This is a genomic window from cf. Phormidesmis sp. LEGE 11477 (genome assembly GCF_015207105.1).
Classification (GTDB): domain Bacteria; phylum Cyanobacteriota; class Cyanobacteriia; order Phormidesmidales; family Phormidesmidaceae; genus Phormidesmis.
The window spans coordinates 1-16,363 of record NZ_JADEXO010000126.1; the positions used below are offsets into that span (position 1 = coordinate 1).

The following is a 16,363-nucleotide window of genomic DNA, read 5'->3' on the forward strand; positions in this document are numbered from 1 at the left end:
GTCAAAGATAATGCAAAAGAGGCGCTGAATTTCCACTTTAATATGTGGCTCTACAGTGTTCTGCTGATTATTCCGGCGATGTTGATTATCGGCCTGCCTCTTGTGGCGCTGCTAGGGTTAGTTCAAGTGGTGATGCCGATATTCGCGATTCTTAGCTGTGTAAGCGATCCTGACAAATCGTATCGCTATCCCTTTATTTTCCGTCCGCTTTAATTGCGCTCGTTTAGAGCAGGTGTTCTGAAGCAGGAGCTTTTCTACATTTCTGGTTCTGCATCAGTTCTATGTCAGCTTTATATCATCGGTGGAATCGTCAGTCCTTTTAGGGGGCTGGCGATTTCTTTGGCTGTTAGTCCTTTCGCCTGGATCAGTACGCCAAAGTTGCCGAGGCCCATTGGATTGATCAGCTGCTGTAGCACTTCGCGGCGGCGCATGATGGCTTGGATGTCTGTAGGTTTGGCGGTTCTATCTGAGTTGACTTGAGAGAGGGCGTTGAGGCGATCGCCTAACCCTAATGCCATTAAAAACAATCCCTGCTGAGTGAATCCAAGCGGCTGCAAACCGATTCGCGTCCCCTGCACTTCTAGAGCGGTAAAGTCTATGTGTGCGGTGATGTCTTGTTCGCTGATGTGAATAAACGGATCGCTGTGGTGAGCGTGCTGGTAATAGCACTGCAAGGTGCCTTCTGTGCGAGCCGGGCTGTAGTAGCGCTGGGCGGTATATCCATAGTCAATGGTAAGCAGATAGCCCCGGTCTATCTTGTCAGCGATTTGAGCAATCCAGTCAAGCGCGGCTAGGTTTACCTCTGTTCGGTAGCCTTCTGGGTAGTTGCTCAGGTCAATCCCAATTTGCTCAAAGTAGCTTTCTAGTTTGGAGGTGGAAAGTTCTCCTATCTGAGCCGAAAAGCCATGCTCATTCTGAGTGACATTCTGAGTGACGTAGACTTCTTGCAGCTTCTGACCCTGTATTTCTAGCCAATGGATGGGAAAGGCGTCGATTAACTCGTTGGAGAAGGCGCAGCCAGTGATGGAGCTAGGCGCGATCGCATTCAAGCTTTGCCAGCTAATAGAAATTCCCTGTTCATTCCAATGACTCAAGCGCTGTTGCTGTTCTGCTCTGAGCGCATCTGATTTTTCGATGATAGTGTAGTTGAGCGTAGAGAAGCAGTTGGGATGATGGGATTGGAGGTAGGCGATCGCATCTCCAGCAATCAATCCTTGCCCGGCTCCCATCTCGACGAGATCAAATCGACTAGGTCGACCTAGCCTTTCCCACATATCGACAAACTGCTCTGCCACCACTTCACCAAAGTCGCGACCCATATGCGGTGAAGTGACAAAATCGCCCTGCGCCCCAATGACGCTAGGGGGCGCAGCATAGTAGCCGAACTGGGGATGGTACAGTGCCAAGTCCATGAACTGAGCAAACGTGATCCGCTTTGCCTCACTTTGCTCAATCTCTTGTGCGATCGCCTGCTGTATGTTCTCCAAAGGCTTCACGCTTTCATATCCATATCTATACTTTCTTTCAGCATAGAGCGTCAGCGCCTTAGTCGTCCGATATCTCGTCTTATGCCTAGCGCGACTGTCCCGACACCGCTCTAGATCGCTACTATAAAGAGCAGTTGAATGATTAGAAAGGAATACAAAACTAGCTATGAAAATCGCCATTACGGGTGCTACGGGCTTTGTCGGCTCTCGCTTAGTCGAGCGTCTGATCGATGAGGGCCACGATGTCAAAGTATTTACCCGAAGTGTGGCTAAGGCTAAGAAGATTTTTACGGCCAGTAAGTTCAATCCCGTTGGATATGTAGCCTACACGCCGCTGCAATCTGGCGACTGGCAGTCAGAAATTTCTGGGTGTGAAGGGGTGGCCAACCTAGCGGGTGAGCCTATTTCTGAACGCTGGTCGGACGAGCGCAAAAAACGAATTCTAAACAGTCGCAAGATTGGCACTGAAAAGCTGGTGGAGGCGATCGCAAAGGCTGAGCAAAAGCCCTCTGTTTTGGTAAGCGGCTCGGCGATTGGCTATTACGGGACGAGCGAGACGGCAGAGTTTTTTGAGACCAGTACACCAGCTGAAAACGACTTTTTGTCCCAGGTCTGTCAGGCTTGGGAGGCTGAGGCCGATAAGGCAAAGGATACGGGCGTGCGAGTGGCGATTATTCGGACGGGGATTGTGCTGGGAGATGGCGGTGCGATCGCCAAAATGATTACGCCTTTTAAACTCTATGCAGGTGGACCGATCGGCAGTGGCCAGCAGTGGTTCTCCTGGATTCATATCGATGACCTAGTGAGTCTATTTCTCAAGGCCCTGCTCGATTCGTCCATGCACGGCATCTATAACGGGACTGCGCCAGAGCCTGTTCGCATGAAGGATCTGGCGCAGACGCTAGGTGAAGTAATGGATCGCCCTTCCTGGCTGCCAGTACCTGACTTCGCGATTGAAGCGCTGCTAGGCGATGGTGCGGTTGTGGTGCTCAAGGGGCAAAAGGTGCTACCGGAGCGCACGCAGGCGGCGGGCTTTTCTTTTGACTATTCCGAGCCGAAAGAGGCTTTGGCAGATGTCGTGAAAAGAATTGGCTGAGATCTCAACCCTGCCTAATCTCGATCGATCAGTCGCCGCTGATATCGCCAACAGCTTTGAACAAATCGCTCGGCTAGCTGCGGCTGGCTTCCCCAGTGCAGATGCACATACGATGCATGCAGATGAGGTAACTGATAGCCTTCATGCTTGGGTTCTTCTACTTCTCCCCAATATCGCCGCGTTTTATAAGCTGGGCGAGTCAATGTCTCTACGATCCTAGATCTGTGAAATTCGTGACCAATAGCGGTCTGTCCGTTAACCAGCAAAGGGCCGTCTCCCAGCGCTAGAGCACTTCGATAGCCTAAAGTTAATCGCTTACTCATCTCGACAGTTTGTGGAATCATCCCAACCATTGGCCAAGCATTCCCCGCAAAATCAACCAAGGTTTCGCTGAGATACATCAGTCCACCGCACTCAGCGTAGGTAGGTATTCCTCTTTCCATGAGATGGCGGATAGAAAGTCGTATAGATTTGTTTGCGCTCAGCTCGGCTGCAAAAACTTCTGGAAACCCGCCGCCGAAATACAGGCCGTCTGCTGCTGGCAGCCTCTGATCTTGTAGTGGGCTCCAAAATATCAGGTCCGCGCCGTGAGCTGCAAGAATCTCAAAGTTGTCAGGATAGTAGAAGTTGAAGGCCGCATCGCGAGCGATCGCAATCCTCACGCTTTTCTCTTTAATTCTGACAGGCCGATTTAAAGCCGATGCAGTCTTCTCTTTTTTAGATGATTGATTGAAGTCGAAGCCTAGTGACTGACTGAAATCGAAGTCTGGTAACTGAGCGGAATTGAAGTCTGGTGACTGAGCGGAGTCGAAGTCACTTCCACCGCTCTCCAAAAGCGGCTCTAACTCACCCCATTCAAAACATCGCTTTCCGATTTCCGCCAGCCGCTCTGCAATTTTTCCAAATGCGCCAACTTCAACAGTGGGCACTAGGCCCAAATGACGACTTGGCAGCTCAATATCTTTCTCGCGTCGAAATACGCCCAAGATTGGCATGTCAATCTGCGAAAGCGCGTCGCTCAATAGCTGAAGATGGCGATCGCTCCCCACCCGGTTCAAGATCACCCCCGCTATCTTCACCCGACTATCAAACGTTCTGTAGCCCTGTACTAAAGCGGCGAGCGATCGCGCCATTCGCCCGCAGTCCACTGCCAACACCACCGGTAATTCCAGCAACCGAGCCACGTGCGCCGTACTGGCCGTATCGTCTGTTCCTGTAGCGCCGTCAAACAGACCCATTACCCCTTCGATAACGGCAAAGTCTGCGCCTACCCGATGCTGACAGAAGCTCTGCCGCACATAGGCTTCGCTAGTTAAAACCGGATCGAGGTTGTAGCAGGGCCGCTGGGTGATGGCGCTGTGAAACATTGGGTCGATATAGTCTGGCCCTACCTTGAAGGATTGAACGCAATGGCCTCCGGCCTTGAGCGCAGCTAGTAAGGCGAGCGTCAAAGTCGTTTTTCCAGTACCGCTGCGATCGCCCGCTAAAATAATGCTCAAACAGTTTTCTCTACTATTTACACTCTTTTATTTACATCTCTGTAATTTACGTTCTTTGCGTTAGATCGTATCCAATGAACATTCAGCGCTAACGAAATCTCGTCATAATTACGCAGGTATACTCTATCTAGAGAACATTCTGCTTGATTTCTATCGTTTAGCAATAAATATGATGGTCTTTCAAAATGCTCAATTAGCCGTGAGGCTACTGGCTTCCGTTCTCGGTGCAGCTACGCTTGGAATCGCCCCTGCCGCCATAGCTGCCGATCCTTTTAGGCCGACTGATGCCCATGAGATTGGCGAGCATACAGAAGCTGCTTTCAAAGTCATTTTTGAAGAGGGTAACTATACAAAGGCTGATGCTGCGCTAGCCAAAGCTGAAATCTACGAGGCCGACGAGCCCTTAGTTCATGCCCTGATCGCTGCTATGGCCTACTTCAAAGGCGAGACTGGTCTAGAAGAAGTCGCTCGTCGAGCAGCCTTGACCCAGGAAACGGCAGTTGCTCTAAAAGAGACTGACTTATTGCGCGGACATCTCTACACAGCAGTCGGTCTCTTTTTAGAAGGCGCTTATATGCTGAAGACAGAGGGGATGGCTAAGGGAGTTCCTAGGGCGTTAGGTATGCTTCAACGAGTTTTCGATGAACTTGATGCTGCCGAAAGCATCGATGCTGAAGACTCTGAGCTCAATCTACTCAAAGGCTCAATGGATCTAATGCTAGCGGTTAATCTTCCCTTTGCCGACCCGGAGCGAGCTATCAACAGGATGACTCAGCACAGCCATCCGGTCTATGCGACTCAGCGCACGATTGCTATTGGCTACCGAGACCTCGACCAGTATGACAATGCCTTAGCTGCTATAGACAAAGCCCTCACGGCTGCCCCAGATAATCCTGAGCTATTTTATTTGAAGGCTCAGATTCTAGCTGGGCAGGACAATACAGATAAAAGCCTAGAGTGGTTCGCAAAGGCTCTGGCTAAGAAAGAACAGCTACCTGCTGCGATCAGTCGTCGCATTATTTGGGAGAACTGTGTGGCTGAAGGTGATGAACCAACGTCATGCTCTGAGCTGGTGGGCTATTAATTGTCATAAAAAAGCTCCACCTGGCTACATTTTAGTGAAGCAGCCGAATGGAGCAAGAGACGCAGTTAGGAGGTATCTTCTCTACACCATATCGACATAGTCAGGTGAGGAGTGAGGGTTTTAATAAGTTCTTAATATATTCTCCCGTCACATTTAAATGAAGAACTTATCTAAATAGGCGTTATCTCGACAGACTTTGTTTTGATAGGTTCTATCCTGACAGTTCTGAGTCGGTTGATAGCTGCGGCCAGCTCAAACCGTCGAAACATAGCGAGATTTCCCAGTCGATAAGATACATTTGATGGTCTATCTACTGGTGTGCTGCCAGCTAGCAGAGCATCGAGGCCTCCCCGTTCGATATCATCCATGACCAGATCTAGTAGTTCGCTGAATGATCGCTCGGGAGCGAAGTAGTAACGATCGGCGTAAATGATGGCCTGGGCGATCGCGTTTACCTGATGCACTTCGGCAATCTGTTCAATGGCCTTTAGATCGATGGTTTCGTTGCCCAATATTAAACTGTCTCGGCGGGCTTTAGCTTTTAGGGGACGAGTGCGATCGCCTTTTCGATTTGATTTGCTTCGGCTTGGCAAGCTGTCCGGCAAGCTACCTGGTAAGACGGCTCGTGGTGTGATTGGCCCGAAGTTGCGATCGCCTTCTTGCTCTCTAGGATTTGGGTCCGCGTTTGCGATCGCCTTCGCCTGCGTAGTTACAATTTTGGGCTGATAGTCTTCCATTGCAATCACGGTATCTGCTACGTCAAAATAATCGCCGCTGCCTCCTATCACCAGAATGGTCGAGATGCCGTAGTCGTCATATAGCTGACGCACCTTATCGACAAACGGTGTGATCGGTTCTTTGTCTTTGGCGATCAGCGCTTGCATCTTGCGATCGCGAATCATAAAGTTCGTCGCTGCTGTATCCTCGTCAATCAGTAGCACCTTTGCTCCAGCCTCCACCGCCTCTAATAATCCTGCTGCTTGAGACGTACTGCCGCTGGCGTTTGTTGTCGAAAATTGGCGGGAATCTCTGCCCCGAGGTAAATGGTTAATCACCGGAGAAATGTCCACGCCCACCACACTTCGACCATCTTCTGCCCGCAGCTTCACCGTCCTAGCATCAGAAACTACCTGCTCGCGTCCGTCTCCTGGCACGTGACTATAGATGCCCTGCTCAATAGCTCGCAGCAGCGTAGATTTGCCGTGATAGCCACCCCCGACGATTAAGGTCACGCCAGCTCGAATTCCCAATCCCTGGACTCGGCCACTGTACGGCGTTTCTAAAGCAATACAGCTATCTGCAGGCGGAACAAAGAGATCGGCTGCCTCGTTGAGGGGTCTTTCGTCAACGCCACTACGGCGGGGTAAGCAAGAAGCCGCCGCAACAAACGCGACAAGTCCTTTTTCTGCAAGCTGAGCACGTAGCGATTCAGCGTCTTTGAGCGTATGAATATGGCGTTCTATGGCGACTGAATCTAGTACTTCATATTTCAGACATTGCGAAACCAGTTGCGGTATGTCTTCACATAGCAAAGCTGCCGCCGCCATGCCTGCAATCCGTCTGCCAAAAGCCGGTAGCCCAACTGTCAGCCTGAGCTCAATCGCGTCGGCCTCTGGCCAAATAGCTGTTCGCCGCAATATAGCTTGACTCGGGGCAGCAATTTCAATCTTGCCACTCTTGCCAGACCCTCTCTTTTTTTGCAAAAGCTGGGCCACTTGAGCGACTTGCCTAGTCAAGTAATCTGCGATCGCCACCTGGCTCGCATAATCAGTTATCCACTCAACCGGAAACCCTGCCACTGTCTGAGACACCCGAATACAAAGGCGACTAGGCGCAGCAAAAGGATCACCCTGTACATAGTCAATGCTCAGCTTGAACTCAGGAAATCCGTAATTGCCCTTGATACGCTTGTATTCTCTATAACTCTGTCCATCTAGGTCTTTGAGCTGATGTCGAAGATTTGTCCAAGTCTCACTTTGTTCTATATCGTCTCTGTGGCTAGTCACGGCCCCTCTACTGCCTACCTACTTAAGAAATCTTACTTGCAATAGAGGTGATCGCTGCTCAAGAGCGCCTAAGCTTCAGCTATCAGAGCCTTTTGAAAGTCTTCTCACCACTGCTCTTAGCGACTATGCCGGTCTAGACTATGCCGTTCTGGTGGTGCAGTTTCTAAATGGCTCAATTTGATAAATAAGAGATCAAATACTAATAAGTAAAAAATCTTTCCAAGTCAGGTAGATCTGTGGCGCAAAGCATCTAGTCCTCTTCCCCCTTACCAAGTATCCACCGATGACTTTTCTAAATCGCCCTTTGAAAGCAACCCTTCATAATAAAACTGGCCGTTCATTTGGCCCTTCTGTCAAAAAAGCGCTGCTATCTCTAGCAGTGGTAGGACTTTCCTTTTCTACCATTGGTGTGGTGCCAACCTCAGCTAATCCTAATAACAATCGGTCAGCAAGGCAGTTAGGGTCTCAGGTTAAAGATCTTGCTGTTTTAGAAGATGGAGTTTACCTCTTTGGACAAAGCCCGCAGCGCGATCAGATAGGTAGCGCCTATGCCATCTTTTCTGTGGCCAACAATCAAACCATCGGCGCTTTCTACCAGCCTAGTTCTTCGTTTGACTGCTTCTATGGTCAAGTGCATCCTGATCGCATGGCGCTTAACGTGGTCGATAGCTACGAGCAGAGTGTCCATCCCTACGCGATCGCCCTAACCACAGACAGCTCTCTAACCGCTGGCAGCGGCGCACCCGCCTATACCCTCAAAGACTTTCACCGAATCGAAAACGTATCGACACAAGATCTCGATATCCTTGCTATCTGCGAAGCTGACTTTGCTCAGTAGATTTAGCCTATTAGATTTAAACCGGTCGTCATCTGTGTGGGAAGCAGCATTACCTTTATGCCTAGCCCGTGTCAAAGCGATCTCCACTACTGCCATTTTGGGTATATTCCAATCGAGCTGACTAAAAGCAGTTCCTCGTGAACGAGACCTCTAGACAGACACGCAAGTTGATAAAGTTTTGTATACTAAGGTATATACGCTTGTAATAACTATCTGGATTTCTAGCCCGCTTTTTGTGTATTACGGAAAACACGCCACTGAGTACGGCTTCCCTTTGTGCCAGAACAGCTTAAATACAAGTATATTGACATAAGTAGACAAATAACTTAACTAAAGCCAGCAAGAATAAACGGGACGCCTTGCCTCTTGTCGCCATACAGCCTAGGGAAATAGCCTAGAACTATGCGCTTCTACAGAAAGTAATAGGCGAACCACAAAAACTGGGTTCGAGGTCTCTCAAGATATGTTTGAGCATTTTACAAACACAGCAATCGCGGTCATCATGCAGGCGCAAGAGGAGGCCCGTCGCCTGGGTCACAACTTTGTCGGCAGCGAACAGTTGCTGCTTGGCATCATCAAAGAGAATACTAGCATTGCCGCTAAGGTCTTAGACGAATTTGGCATTAACCTAACGAATGCCCGCACAGAGGTCGAATCAATTATCGGTCGAGGGTCTGGCAACGGTCCGGTCGAGATCCCCTTTACACCAAAGGTAAAGCAAGTTTTTGAGCAAGCTTTTCAAGAAGCTCGTAAGCTTGACCATCCTTATATAGAGCCTGAGCATCTTTTGCTTAGCCTGACTCAAAATTCTGAGAGCGTTGCCTACCGGGTAATTGCGAATTTAGGCGTAGATCCTGAGAAAATAAGGACTCAGTTGGTCCGAGTCATTGGTGAAAGCACGCCCGTCGTTTCTGGCCGGGTAGGTGGAAGTCAAAAGAAAGAGCGGAAGTCAAACAGCAGCGTTTTGACAGAGTACGGTACTGACTTAACTGAGGTTGCCGCTGAAGGAAAGCTCGATCCGGTGATCGGACGTCATCAAGAGATTGAGCGTGTCGTTCAGGTATTAGGCCGTCGTACTAAGAATAATCCGGTACTAGTTGGTGAACCCGGTGTGGGTAAGACTGCGATCGCAGAGGGTTTAGCTCAGCGTATTGTCAACCAAGACGTTCCAGAAGCACTGATCGATCGCCGCGTTATTAGCCTTGATATGGGGCTGCTAGTTTCTGGCACCCGCTTTAGAGGTGATTTTGAAGAGCGCATCACCCAGGTGCTCGAAGAAGTCCGCAAGTCGCAAGATGTCATTTTAGTGATTGACGAAATTCATACGCTAGTAGGCGCGGGTTCCTTGGAAGGCGGTATGGACGCGGCAAATTTACTCAAGCCTGCTTTGGCTAGAGGAGAACTTCAGTGTATTGGCGCGACCACTCTAGATGAGTACCGTAAGTATATTGAGAAAGACGCGGCGCTAGAGCGTCGTTTTCAACCCATTACCATTGCTCCACCTTCTGTAGAGGATACGGTTGAGATTTTGTATGGTCTGCGTAGTCGTTACGAGCAGTTCCATCGCCTTAACATTACCGACGAAGCAGTAGAAGCGGCAGCAACTCTGAGCGATCGCTACATTACAGATCGTCACTTGCCCGACAAAGCGATTGACCTGATCGACGAAGCGGGTTCTAGAGTTCGATTACGCCATTCCCGCAATATCCCAGCGAGCGAATTACGGAGCGAACTGCGTCAGGTTCAAAAAGACATCCTCGAAGCGATTCAGCAGCAGAATTATGACCAAGCTGCTACCCTGCGCGAGAAGGAATCTACGCTGACTCAAAAGATTCAAGACACGTTAGAAGGTGATGTTTCGATCATGAAACAGCCTGAAGTGAGCGATGAGGACATTGCCGATATCGTCTCCTCTTGGACGGGTGTGCCTGTTAACGCTATCACTGAGACTGAATCAGCGATGATGATGCATCTTGAAGACACCTTGCATGAGCGAGTTGTCGGTCAAGATGAAGCTGTAGAAGCTGTTTCTAGAGCGGTTCGCAGAGCCCGCGTTGGTCTGCGTGGACTCGATCGCCCGATTGCGAGTTTGGTGTTCTCTGGCCCGACTGGTGTGGGTAAGACCGAGCTAGCTAAGGCGCTCGCGAGTGCAGTCTTTGGCTCTGAAGAGTCTATGATTCGGCTGGATATGTCGGAATTTATGGAGTCGCATACCGTTTCTAAGCTGATCGGATCGCCACCGGGATTTGTTGGTTATGACGAAGGTGGTCAGCTCACCGAGGCGGTTCGTCGCAAGCCTTACAGCGTCATCCTAATGGACGAGATTGAAAAAGCCCATCCTGACGTTTTCAACATCCTCTTACAGGTATTGGACGATGGTCGTCTTTCTGACTCTAAGGGCCGCGAGATCAGCTTTAAGAATACGCTGATCATCATGACTTCAAACATCGGTTCTAAGGTTATTGAGAAAGGTGGCGGTGGCTTGGGCTTTGAACTGGCTGAAGAAGACGGTATGACTAGCCGCTATAACAACATTCGCAACCTAGTGAATGAAGAGATGAAGCAGTTCTTCCGCCCAGAGATGATTAACCGGATTGACGAGATCATCGTCTTCCGTCAGCTCACCAAGGATGAAGTCAAAGAAATCTCCGGGATTTTGCTCAAGCAGGTTGGTAAGCGGTTGGGCGATCGCAACCTTTCCTTTGAAATGACCGAAGCCTTCAAGGATCGATTGGTTGAAGAAGGGTACGATCAGCGCTATGGTGCAAGACCTATGCGTCGAGCTATCTCTCGTCTGGTTGAAGACCGGCTGGCCGAAGCTATCCTTGCAGGTACGCTCAAAGATGGTGATACCGTTGTCTTCGACATCGACAAAGATGGTGAAATTACAGCCCTGCCTGCTAAAGAGCCTGCTCTGATCGGTGCTAGCTAAGTTATGTTTTCGGCTTGAGTTTTCAGCTTAAGTCTTTTAAGTGATAACCGCAGAAAGCCACGGATCGACCCGTGGCTTTTTTGTTTCCTATTTTCTATCAACACTATGTCTAATGCTGCTGCTCAAAAGAAAGTCGTCGTTGTTGGTGCAGGTTGGGCTGGCCTAGGTGCTGCCTACCATCTGGCAAAGCAGGGCTATGCGGTCACTCTACTCGAAGCGGGTGCATATCCCGGTGGTCTAGTTGCCGGGTGGAAGACGCCGAAGGGTCGGTCTGTAGAAGCTGGCATTCACGGTTTTTGGTATCCCTACAGCAATATCTTTGCCCTGACTGACGAACTCGGCATTCAGCCATTCACGCCCTATACTCGCTCCTCTCAGTACTCACCCGCTGGTTTAGAAGTTGAATCGCCAATCTTTCAGCGTGAGCCCTATTTGCCGACACCGCTAGGCACCTTCCTCTACACCCGCTTCAAACGCCTGCCGCTGATAGATCGAATGTCTGCGCTGCTGCTGCTCTATGCCCTAGTCGATTTTGATAATTCTGACGAGGCTTGGAAACGCTATGACAACATGACTGCTCGCGAACTATTCAAGCAGTATGGCGTATCCGAACGTCTCTACAAGGAATCGTTTGAGCCGATGCTGCTAGTCGGTTTGTTCGCGCCTGGTGAGCAATGTTCTGCGGCGGCAGCTCTTGGTATGCTGTACTACTTTATCCTGGCGCATCAGCCTGATTTTGATGTGCGCTGGTGTCGTGGCACGGTTGGTGAGATGATTTTTCGGCCTTGGGTGGAGCAGATTGAGAGGGCCGCTGGCAAAATATTAGCCAACCATCGAGTCACTGATGTTCGAGTAGGTATTGATAACGAAATCGATGCCGTTATCTGCGGTGAGGAAGTTTTTGAAGCAGATGCGGTGATTTTCTCAGTCGGGATTACAGGGATGAAGAAGATTGTGGCGCAGAGCGATGTTTTGCGCGATCGCCCTGAATTTCGCAACCTTTCCAACCTTAATGGCATAGACGTACTCGCTGCCCGGCTTTGGTTCGACCGCAAGGTTGATATTCCGCTTCCTTCCAATGCCTGCTTTGGCTTTCATCAGACCACTGGCTGGACCTTCTTCGATCTCAATTCCTTGCAAGACGAATACAAAAACGAACCTGGTAGCGTTGTTGAAGTTGACTACTATCACGCCAATCAACTGCTAAATCTTTCAGATGAGCAAGTTTTGCCGCTAGTTCAAAAAGACCTTGCTGGCTGTATACCAGCTTTTGGCGATGCAAGAATCACAGACCACGCTGTTGTCCGTATCCGACAAGGTGTTAGCCATTTTGCCCCTGGCAGCTATCGCTACTTATTGCCTGGTACAACCAGCTTCTCGAATGTCTTCATGAGCGGTGATTGGATTGTTACCCAGCACGGCTCTTGGTCTCAAGAAAAAGCCTATGTGACTGGCCTAGAAGCTGCCAATCGAGTGGTTCACAAACTAGGGGTTGGTAGGTCTGCTGATATCATCCCTATTGTTCCAGACGAACCCCACATCCAGATAGCACGCCATGTCAATCGCACTGTCCGAGAGCTGGGAGCGCAGCTATTGCCACAGTTCTGGCTACCATAAAGCGTTGCAAACCAGAGTGCCGCAAAAACTAAGAACGGAGAGGGGGGGATTCGAACCCCCGTTAGGTTTGACCCTAAAACAGTTTTCGAGACTGCCGCATTCAACCACTCTGCCACCTCTCCAGAATGGTCTTACATCTTACACCGATTTCTTAGAAAGTCCGCGCTCAACTCTAGAAGAGAAACGCTGTGTAGTCGTCATTAGGTGACCGCTGATCCCGTCGCCACAGCCAGACGCAGATCGCCGCGTATACGCCATAGCTGATCGCCACGTGCCATCCTTTTACTCCAGTAAATTCGATTGAACTACCAGGGAGCTGGTTGAACCAATTTACTATCCAGATCAGGATGCGGATTGGATAGTAGAGCGTGGAAGCAATGAAGCTGCCGATCGGCGGAATTGGGATAGCTGTGATCGCGCTAATGAACCCACCCATACTAATCAGGGTCACTAACGGTGTAGCGATCCCGTTGAGTAGAATGCTGTATGTCGGTAGCACTTGAAAATACAGTAGCTGGAGCGGAATCGTCCACAGATAGGCTGCAACGGGAACTGCTAGTACCATTGCTATCGTTGTCGGCATCCAATCCGACATCTGTATGAGCCTAGGGACTGTCAATATTAAACCTAACGTCGCCATTACACTTAGCTGAAATCCGACGTCCCATATCCATTGCGGATTGGATATCAACATGAGTATCACTGCTACCAATAGCCCACCCAGCGGATTGACCTTGCGCGCTGTTGCGAGTCCTAGCAGCATGCCCGCCCCCATCACTGACGCTCGAATCACACTCGGCTGTAATCCAGTTAGGCCAACATAGATAATGAGTGCAGATGCACCTGCGATCGCCTGCGTTTGAACCCGTCGAGACTTCACACAGCTTAGTACTAATGCCAGTATCAAAGAAACGTGGAAGCCAGAGGCTGCTAATGTATGCGCCAATCCCGCTGCAATAAAACTATCTCTAATATCAAAAGGCAAATCTACTGCCTTTCGTCCTAGCGTCATTGCGCTCAGCAAGTTCCCTGTCGGTTCTCCTAGCCAGCGATTCTGTGCTGATACAATTCGTGCTCTCACCTTCCACAAAGCCCAGCGTGGCGGCTCTTGATTGGGTAGAAACTCTATCCAAAAAGCTTTGAAGGTAGCAAAACAGCCCTGCCGAACCAGATAGTCTCCAAAGCCAGTAGACTGCTGCGACTCAGGCCCTTTGACTACGGATATTATTCCTCTCAGCTCGACTAGCTCACCTGGATACAGCCGTTTACTCGGTGCTAGTGCCGCGCTCACGTATAGCTTGCCGCTAGTAGAACGAGGCGCTTCGATTGTGTTCTTCGTCCCTGCTCCCCTAACAGATTGCACCTCTAGAAAAAACCTGCCTTTCTCATTTCGGCTTGTTTGCGGCATCTGCAACACCCTTCCTAGCACCCGCCGCTCATTATCGGCAGCAAAATGGCTGATATCATTAGCGGCGGGCTGCGGCGCTCTTGCGAGGCAATAGCTCGCCGCCACCAATCCAACTAATCCTGCTATCCACCACTGCCTTCTCGTTGGTCCGATTCGCCAGATACGAGGAACTACCAGGCTGCTAAAAACGCCAACACAGAAAATGCCACATCCAGCTACAGATATCCACCCTAGAATGCGTGCTTCCGTGACCCCGGTCGCCAGCAGGCCCAAAATATATGCCGCCGCAATAGCCAAACTGCCCCAAGGCGTCATGTCCCTATATCCAATTGTGCTTTTCTATAGGGAGCCCATCTATCAACCTCGCTATCTACTGTCTGCTATCCGCTATCTACTAAAGAAGAGGCTTTTGGGCACGTACCGAAAGCCTCTTGCAAAGCGTGCCTGCATTCTGAGTTTGAGTAAGCCCTAAGGAAATAATTCTAGATAGATAGCCCTAGCTGGACACCAAAAACCGCATGGACAATTAGCACCACTATCGCTGTGCTGCCGATATAGGCGTGGGCTGAACGGAGTGCCTGATTGTCTTTACCAAATTTAGTTGCCGCGATCAGAGCATTGGTAGTCAGCAGTGCGATCGCCCCCACCCCTGTCCAAAAATGTGGGCTTTCTAAGATGGGTTCCCCTTGCATAACTAACGACAAAATTCCGCCTGTCGCTCCTAACACAACGAACAAATACATCAGTGGTGCAATCTTCGCATGAGCTTGCTTTTGCTCAACCGCAACCCCCTCATCAGTTGCCAGACGTCCCTGCCACCCGGCATAGGCAGCCGCTCCGCCCATTACAAACACCACAATCGCCATCATCACTGGATGTCCCCAATGCACAATTGGTTCCGGCAAATCAAACTGTGCAAACCAATTCGCGATTGGCTCCAAATAAGCTCTCAAAGTAATACCCACAACAGATTCTCACAGTCCACAAGACACAGTACACCTAGAGATCTCCTAACACAGGTCTATCTATGCCTGCAACAATTCGGACTTCTCTACTTTTGTGTCTCCCCAGAAGATTGATTCAGCAGTGGAAATCCGAGCTTTTCCCGCTGCTCGTAATATAGCTGTGCTACTTGTCTCGCCAGTGTCCTTACCTGGCGAATATACCGCGTCCTTTCCGTCACTGAAATGACTCCCCGCGCGTCTAATAAGTTAAAGGCATGCGAGCATTTCAATACATAGTCATAGCTAGGCAGTACCAATCCCCTCTCCATAAGCTGCTTAGCTTCTTGTTGATACAATTCAAACAACTTAAATAGTAGATCTGAACTAGACGCTTCGAAGTTATACGTCGAGTTCTCGATCTCTGCCTGCATGTATACCTCTCCGTAAGTCAGCCTATCGTTCCAACGAATTTTCGCCATCGCATCTACTTCCTGTAGATACATTGTCAGTCTTTCTAACCCGTATGTAATCTCAATCGAAACCGGACGGCAATCTAGTCCCCCGCACTGCTGAAAATATGTGAACTGCGTTACCTCCATTCCGTCTAGCCACACTTCCCAACCCACACCCCACGCGCCAACAGCTGCATCCTCCCAGTTGTCTTCTACAAATCTCACATCATGATCTTCAGGCATGATCCCCAATGCCCTCAAAGATTCCAAATACAGATATTGAATATTGCTAGGCGACGGCTTAACTAGCACCTGATACTGGAAGTAGTGCTGATAGCGATTAGGATTTTCTCCATATCGACCATCCGCAGGACGTCTGCAAGGCTCTACGTAAGCAACTGCCCACGGTTCTGGTCCGATTGCTCTTAAGAAGGTATGTGGGCTTTTAGTTCCAGCTCCTTTCTCCGTATCGTAAGGCTGCACAATCAAACATCCCTGGCTAGCCCAAAACTCACTCAAAGTAGCAATCACGGACTGAAAATTCACTTAACTTACCCACAAGAAGTACTGTCAATACCTTATACAGTCTCCACCTCCACGCCAACACCAAAGCTATGGACTAGACAATACGGTGCGCTTCAAGAGAGCAGGAGCTTCATCATCTGCTTCAGTCAAAGGTTTAACTCCTCTTGCCGCGAGCTTTCAGCGGTAATGCCGCTCTCGAGCCTAGCTTTAAAGTCTAGACGTAGCGAGGATTTCAGCCGTTTGAATATTTCCTTGTAAAAAGGAGTTGACAGTTGGTTTAGAAGAGGGTTATATTCATTAGGCGCTGAAGGGAGGCGCGGCGTTCGCGCCGGTCGTTCTTCAGGAGCGGTAGCACCTAGACAGAAGAATAATTTAGAGAAGTTTAATTAACGAGACCCTCGTTAATGATTAAATTGCTTATGAGGATAGCATAGCTATTGTCATGAAGCAAAAGGATAGCCAGAAGGTTATCTGA

Annotated in this window: 12 protein-coding genes and 1 tRNA gene; 6 read left to right on the forward strand and 7 right to left on the reverse strand. The window is 49.6% G+C overall.

Annotation, left to right across the window (positions count from 1 at the left end):
• The coding region (locus IQ256_RS24300; protein ID WP_193858276.1) for a DUF4870 domain-containing protein at positions 1–213 on the forward strand (213 nt) is incomplete at its 5' end.
• A 77-nt stretch (positions 214–290) separates the two neighbouring features.
• On the opposite strand, the gene IQ256_RS24305 is transcribed toward IQ256_RS24300, so the two are convergent.
• The gene (locus IQ256_RS24305; protein WP_193858277.1) at positions 291–1,496 is read right to left on the reverse strand and encodes an SAM-dependent methyltransferase; all 1,206 of its coding nucleotides are present in this window, start codon (positions 1,494–1,496) and stop codon (positions 291–293) included.
• Between the two features lie 157 nt (positions 1,497–1,653).
• Here IQ256_RS24305 and IQ256_RS24310 point away from each other — a divergent pair, with 157 nt between their 5' ends.
• Entirely contained in the window at positions 1,654–2,583 is a 930-nt protein-coding gene (locus IQ256_RS24310) for a TIGR01777 family oxidoreductase (RefSeq protein WP_193858278.1), read from the forward strand.
• Positions 2,584–2,597: 14 nt separating this feature from the next.
• Here the strand turns inward: IQ256_RS24310 and IQ256_RS24315 are convergent, their stop codons facing one another.
• Positions 2,598–4,082: a cobyrinate a,c-diamide synthase gene (locus IQ256_RS24315; RefSeq protein WP_193858279.1), complete on the reverse strand. Its 1,485-nt coding sequence runs from the start codon at positions 4,080–4,082 to the stop codon at positions 2,598–2,600.
• A gap of 169 nt (positions 4,083–4,251) precedes the next feature.
• Here IQ256_RS24315 and IQ256_RS24320 point away from each other — a divergent pair, with 169 nt between their 5' ends.
• On the forward strand, positions 4,252–5,166 hold the full coding sequence (locus IQ256_RS24320; protein WP_193858280.1) for a Sll0314/Alr1548 family TPR repeat-containing protein: 915 nt from the start codon (positions 4,252–4,254) through the stop codon (positions 5,164–5,166).
• A 170-nt stretch (positions 5,167–5,336) separates the two neighbouring features.
• Here the strand turns inward: IQ256_RS24320 and IQ256_RS24325 are convergent, their stop codons facing one another.
• On the reverse strand, positions 5,337–7,172 hold the full coding sequence (locus IQ256_RS24325; protein WP_370623540.1) for an ABC-ATPase domain-containing protein: 1,836 nt from the start codon (positions 7,170–7,172) through the stop codon (positions 5,337–5,339).
• 283 nt (positions 7,173–7,455) lie between these two features.
• Between IQ256_RS24325 and IQ256_RS24330 the strand changes: the two genes are divergently transcribed.
• From IQ256_RS24330 to IQ256_RS24340, 3 genes are all read left to right on the forward strand, one after another.
• Positions 7,456–8,010 carry a hypothetical protein gene (locus IQ256_RS24330; RefSeq protein ID WP_193858281.1) on the forward strand — a complete coding sequence of 185 codons (555 nt, stop codon included), beginning with the start codon at positions 7,456–7,458 and terminating at the stop codon, positions 8,008–8,010.
• Positions 8,011–8,473: 463 nt separating this feature from the next.
• The gene (locus tag IQ256_RS24335) at positions 8,474–10,942 is read left to right on the forward strand and encodes an ATP-dependent Clp protease ATP-binding subunit (RefSeq protein WP_193858282.1); all 2,469 of its coding nucleotides are present in this window, start codon (positions 8,474–8,476) and stop codon (positions 10,940–10,942) included.
• Positions 10,943–11,047: 105 nt separating this feature from the next.
• Positions 11,048–12,559, forward strand: a complete 1,512-nt coding sequence (locus IQ256_RS24340; protein ID WP_193858283.1) for an FAD-dependent oxidoreductase — start codon at positions 11,048–11,050, stop codon at positions 12,557–12,559.
• 35 nt (positions 12,560–12,594) lie between these two features.
• On the opposite strand, the gene IQ256_RS24345 is transcribed toward IQ256_RS24340, so the two are convergent.
• From IQ256_RS24345 to glyQ, 4 genes are all read right to left on the reverse strand, one after another.
• Positions 12,595–12,681 (reverse strand) — tRNA-Ser (locus tag IQ256_RS24345).
• A gap of 50 nt (positions 12,682–12,731) precedes the next feature.
• Positions 12,732–14,282: a ComEC/Rec2 family competence protein gene (locus tag IQ256_RS24350; protein ID WP_193858284.1), complete on the reverse strand. Its 1,551-nt coding sequence runs from the start codon at positions 14,280–14,282 to the stop codon at positions 12,732–12,734.
• Between the two features lie 167 nt (positions 14,283–14,449).
• Positions 14,450–14,932 carry a DUF4079 domain-containing protein gene (locus tag IQ256_RS24355; protein ID WP_193858285.1) on the reverse strand — a complete coding sequence of 161 codons (483 nt, stop codon included), beginning with the start codon at positions 14,930–14,932 and terminating at the stop codon, positions 14,450–14,452.
• An 86-nt stretch (positions 14,933–15,018) separates the two neighbouring features.
• Positions 15,019–15,909 (reverse strand): glycine--tRNA ligase subunit alpha, encoded by an 891-nt coding sequence (gene glyQ / locus IQ256_RS24360; protein WP_193858286.1) that lies wholly within the window; start codon positions 15,907–15,909, stop codon positions 15,019–15,021.
• Positions 15,910–16,363 lie beyond the last annotated feature (454 nt).

What these genes read in the sequence shown, in the direction of transcription:
- IQ256_RS24330 (WP_193858281.1), top strand. Translation starts at nt 7,456, where the DNA reads ATGACTTTTCTAAATCGCCCTTTGAAAGCAACCCTTCATAATAAAACT.
- IQ256_RS24335 (WP_193858282.1), top strand. Translation starts at nt 8,474, where the DNA reads ATGTTTGAGCATTTTACAAACACAGCAATCGCGGTCATCATGCAGGCG.
- IQ256_RS24320 (WP_193858280.1), top strand. Translation starts at nt 4,252, where the DNA reads ATGATGGTCTTTCAAAATGCTCAATTAGCCGTGAGGCTACTGGCTTCC.
- IQ256_RS24310 (WP_193858278.1), top strand. Translation starts at nt 1,654, where the DNA reads ATGAAAATCGCCATTACGGGTGCTACGGGCTTTGTCGGCTCTCGCTTA.
- IQ256_RS24350 (WP_193858284.1), bottom strand. Translation starts at nt 14,282, where the DNA reads ATGACGCCTTGGGGCAGTTTGGCTATTGCGGCGGCATATATTTTGGGC.
- IQ256_RS24340 (WP_193858283.1), top strand. Translation starts at nt 11,048, where the DNA reads ATGTCTAATGCTGCTGCTCAAAAGAAAGTCGTCGTTGTTGGTGCAGGT.